Annotated in this window: 2 protein-coding genes; both read right to left on the minus strand. The window is 51.6% G+C overall.

The genetic code is table 11. The annotated features are described in order from the left end of the window. Positions 1–826, minus strand: an 826-nt coding sequence (locus V6D20_01850; protein ID HEY9814540.1) for a hypothetical protein, incomplete at its 3' end; no start/stop codon positions are given. Between the two features lie 2 nt (positions 827–828). Continuing rightward, complete coding sequence (locus tag V6D20_01855; protein HEY9814541.1) at positions 829–4,389, minus strand: hypothetical protein; 3,561 nt, start codon at positions 4,387–4,389, stop codon at positions 829–831. Positions 4,390–4,410: the final 21 nt, after the last annotated feature.

Here is a 4,410-nt window from a genome sequence, read left to right on the forward strand (position 1 = left end):
TGGCCGCTGAAGCGGAAGTTATATCAAGGTGCATCCTAGACAACCCATCGTCGGCAGCCTTCAGCTCCTTCTTCTTGCGGTCATCGGCAGACAGGTCATTTTGAGTGTTGACCTGGTCCAGTACCTTTTTGCTCTGCTGCAACTTGCCCCATGCCTCAGCAGCGCCAGATGCGTAGAACAGGGTTTCAGCATCCTCTGCATTTGACGGGGGCACGATGCCGTACGCCGTCAGGCCAGCGTTAATGGCTGTCATCTTAGCTTGGCGCTGTGCATCTGCCTGCTGTCGCTGACGCTCCAACTGGGCAGTAGCCTCTGCATCATCTCGCTCAAAGGACTCATCTGCGTAGCCCATGATCCCCGTACCCTGAGCATCCTTGAACAGCTTATTCAGTTCAGGAGCTAGGTGGGGATACTGAGCCAGATACTTACGATGCTGTGCCAGCTTCTGGTAGTTGATGTAATCCACATCACCAGTCTGCTGTTGCATGATACTCAGGCGCTCAGCCTGTTCAGCAGCTTGGTTCAGGGCAATCATATCACCCTGAGGAATCCTAGATTGATCAATCTGAGAAGTAGCTCTCTGTACAGCAGGGTGTGCATCAAGAGCCCGTCCGATGGACTCCTGAGTATACTGTTGCACGACCTGTGCTTGCTCTGCCTCAGCAGCGGCCTTATCGGCCGCCGTCTTACGATCATCAAAGATATTCGCAGCTTGAAGACCCGCGTTAAGCAGGTCTGGAATACCACTAGCTACTGTACGTGCTGGCCTTGCCGGATTGCCCATTCCCTGAAAGGAGGGGCCACCGATATTCTTTTGGAAAGCCATATTTATTGTACCTCTCCGACTTTGTTATCCTTTAGATTATTAAGCACATCAATCTGATAGTCGATGGACTTCATCAGATCGGCCTTACCCTCAAACTCAGCAACGTTCTGGATGCGACGACGTGTCTCATCAAGACCGAGTGAGCCTTTGTTCAGACCATTGATGATAGCTTTAGCCAGCTCGCTAGAGCGTGTCTCTTCATCGTAATCCTCCATCAGACGAGCAGGGAGATAATTACGGAAGATGTACACGTACTCATGTTCAGGCAGACTAGCCTTGTACAACTGAGCAGTAGTTTCAAGCATGTCAGCCAACTCTTGGCGATCAATCTCGCCTTCACCGAATTGCATGGCTAGCTTCTTGGTACGCTCGAAGATATTACGAGCAAGAGTCTGTACTTCCTCCTGAGAGCCACCTTCCTTCTGCACGTACAGCCCCTGCCAACCACGCAGCAGATTGGTCACATCCCTTTCCTCAGCCGACTGTACACCAAGGGCCGCCTTAGCCAAGGCTTCCATCTTGGTAGCACGGACGGTAGGATCAGCATGCTGTGAGTAGAACTGACCATAGGCCAGACCAATCATACCTTTCTCGTAGTTGTTGAACACAGGGAAGAAGTCGATAGCACGATCAAAGATCGCTGCCATCTTGCTCTCGTCCTCGGGAAGCTCGACCTTACCGCCCACGAATAGAGCAAAGTCCACGATCTCCTTGAACTCCTTAACGGAACTCATGGACGGACCAAGCAGCAGTTCTGCTGGCAGATTCATAGTCATGAAGGAATCGATCAGCATAGCCGGTACGTTACCAGTCACGGCACCTGACAGCGGTGCATACTTCTCAGAGAATACGATACGACTTCTCTCGTCCTCTGCATCACCGAGTCGGATTGCCATATTAACCGTCTCACCGAGCAAGCCCTCTTGAATCCATTCATCGGCCCAATCTGGTACGTTCACATCGAACTTCTCAGTGGCATGACGATACAGCTCATTCAGACCAAAGGCACCCGTACCATACAAAGCAGTCTGAGTCAGGAAGATGCGTGACTTATCCCTATTGGAGTAAGCCTTGTTGGCAACCTTATTCAGACCAAGGATACGAGTATTCGGGGTGATGACCTGCATGGTCTTGGTAACGTGAGAAAGGAACTGGAAAGCAACACCAGTCAGACCTTCCTGCCACGCCATCTTACCAGCCGGGTTCATGTTCAGAGCCAGTTGGTTAGCACGACCATGGATTGAGTCGATGACAGCCTGATCCATCTTCTTACCGGGATTGGCATCCATCCACTCTTTGCGAGCAACCAGCCAAGCATTAGTACGGTTGACAAACTCACCAGCGTCAAAGCCTGCACGACGCGCCAGACGGATCATCGTCTTCATGGAGTTGTCAGCAGCACGAACCCCCTTCATGAGAGCGCCAAGCTGTGCGGTATTACGAGAGTCAACGGCCATATAGGCAACATACTCGTGAGAGTCGATAGCCTGCATGAAACCGCTCTGGTGGAAGTCATCCACGAACTTCTCGTACTCAGGCAGGGACATACCCAGCTCTTTAGCCATACGACCTTTGCTGCCCTCATACATCACACGGAGCATGCTGTTCTCATCAGCGAACTTACCCATCACGCCGATGGTTAGGCCAGTCCAGTCTTTCATAGCTTGACCAGTACCAAAGTACTGAGGCTTGAGGCCAACGTACATAGACATCTGCTGACTGTTCAAGAGAGCCTGACGGATGGGGTTCATCACGATCAGTCGCACAAAGTTGATTGTCTTCATGAGACGGAAGGGGTCAACCTTGGCGTTCTTGTACATATATTCAGATGCACCCTCAAGGGCAACTCGTGCCATGGGCAGATCGCCCACACGGGTCATAGACAGGTCAGACAGCGCATCACCAACAGCTACGTACAGGTCGGTAGAAGCCTTGGATGAAGCAGGTCGAGCAAAGCCCTGTAGCATACGGATGTGGTCACGCAGGGCAACCATATCGTTGTAGGCTTTCTCTCGTGCGATATCCATCTTCTCAGGACGATTGGGGGCAGGACCAGTAATAGTGATCTTCCCTTTCGTACCGAACTCACCCCCATAGGTCTTGTTCAGGTAGCGTTCCATAGAAGCAACTACAGGATCAAGAGCAGCATGGCGAGACGCATTACGGCGAGCAATCTCAAGAGCGTCCATGATGGGAGTCAGATCACGACGACCAAGATCAGCGTCTACGTGCCCAACCTCCTGTCCACGACGCCCAGTGAAGAGCATACCGTGGTCCTCAAAGAACTCCTCAGACATACCATCTGCGTAGGCTCCAAGCTCCTCATCATTACGAATCTCACGAGAGCCGTAGATTTGGAACTCCTCACCTTCTTCCCTTTCCAGACGAACACGAGCCCGATCAGCTTGGGCTTTGTTGGAAGCCATCTTGTAAGGGATAACTTTATCTGCGATAGTTCCATCATCAGTACGTACACGAACCTTACGTCCTACGATGTGGCTCACGTTGTACATACGAGGAATGTAGCCACCACGCTGATTCAGTACGAAGTGTGGAAGCTGGTTAACCTCAGCCCCAGAACGCATCACAAGGAAGCGAGTCTCTAGGCTGTCGATGTTAGCCCGGCCACCAGTACGGGGGCCAGTGAACTGACGCTCGACACGGTTGAGGATACCAATACGACCACCATCCTCGTACAGCTTACGAATCTCTTCTGGCTTGAAGCTACGGATACCAGAGCCGGGTTCGTAGGCTTGAGTCACCTGACGAGCAGCGTCATCCACATCATGCATCGGCTTACCGATAAATGAGTTGGTTCCGACCTTCAGCTCGTGCATACCCTGTGAGACTAGGTTCTGACGGAAACGATCATTGGTCAGGTAGTACAGGGTACGCTGGTGATCCACCACAGCGTTGTACGCATCAATCTTTTTCTGATCGCCATTGAAGAGAGTATTCAGCTCATCTTGACGATACCACTTACCCGTAGTACCATCAGCGAGAATCTCACGCTCACCCTTCTCCAGAACGTTCAGGACTTCTTCCTGATCCTTGGTCCGCAGAGCATTCATAGGACGTAGCTTCTGTACCATCTTCTTCTCAAGCACAGATGCCTGATCAAATGCGATAGAGCCTGCCTTGGACATCCAATCACGGAGCCAGCTATCCTTATCAAGAAACTTGGCAACCTGTCCTGACGCACCAATAACCAAGTCTTCCTTGGCATCGATATCATTCAGGTTCATACGGTGCTGGCCCTTGATATTGGCGATGTAATCGCCCTTGGGCTTCACGTTGATGTGGGGCTGCCCCTTGTACCAATTCTCCAGCTCATTCAGAGCTGCCTGCTCTTCTTGGCGCGAGATGGGCTCATAGTCCCCTGTGCGCTGATTCTTACGGAGAATCTGTACCTCTGCCGTGTCCTCTTCCACAACGCTCTTAGCGGCGTTCCACGCCTCTTCTGGCGTACCAAAGCCCCGCTTATCATTGCTGGATACAGCTACAGTATAATCAATCACATCGTCCTGCTGATTGACAATCCGCATCTTGTTCAGCGGATACACAATCTTGGAGTCTACCAGACT

Source organism: Candidatus Obscuribacterales bacterium (assembly GCA_036703605.1).
In the GTDB taxonomy this organism is placed as follows: domain Bacteria; phylum Cyanobacteriota; class Cyanobacteriia; order RECH01; family RECH01; genus RECH01.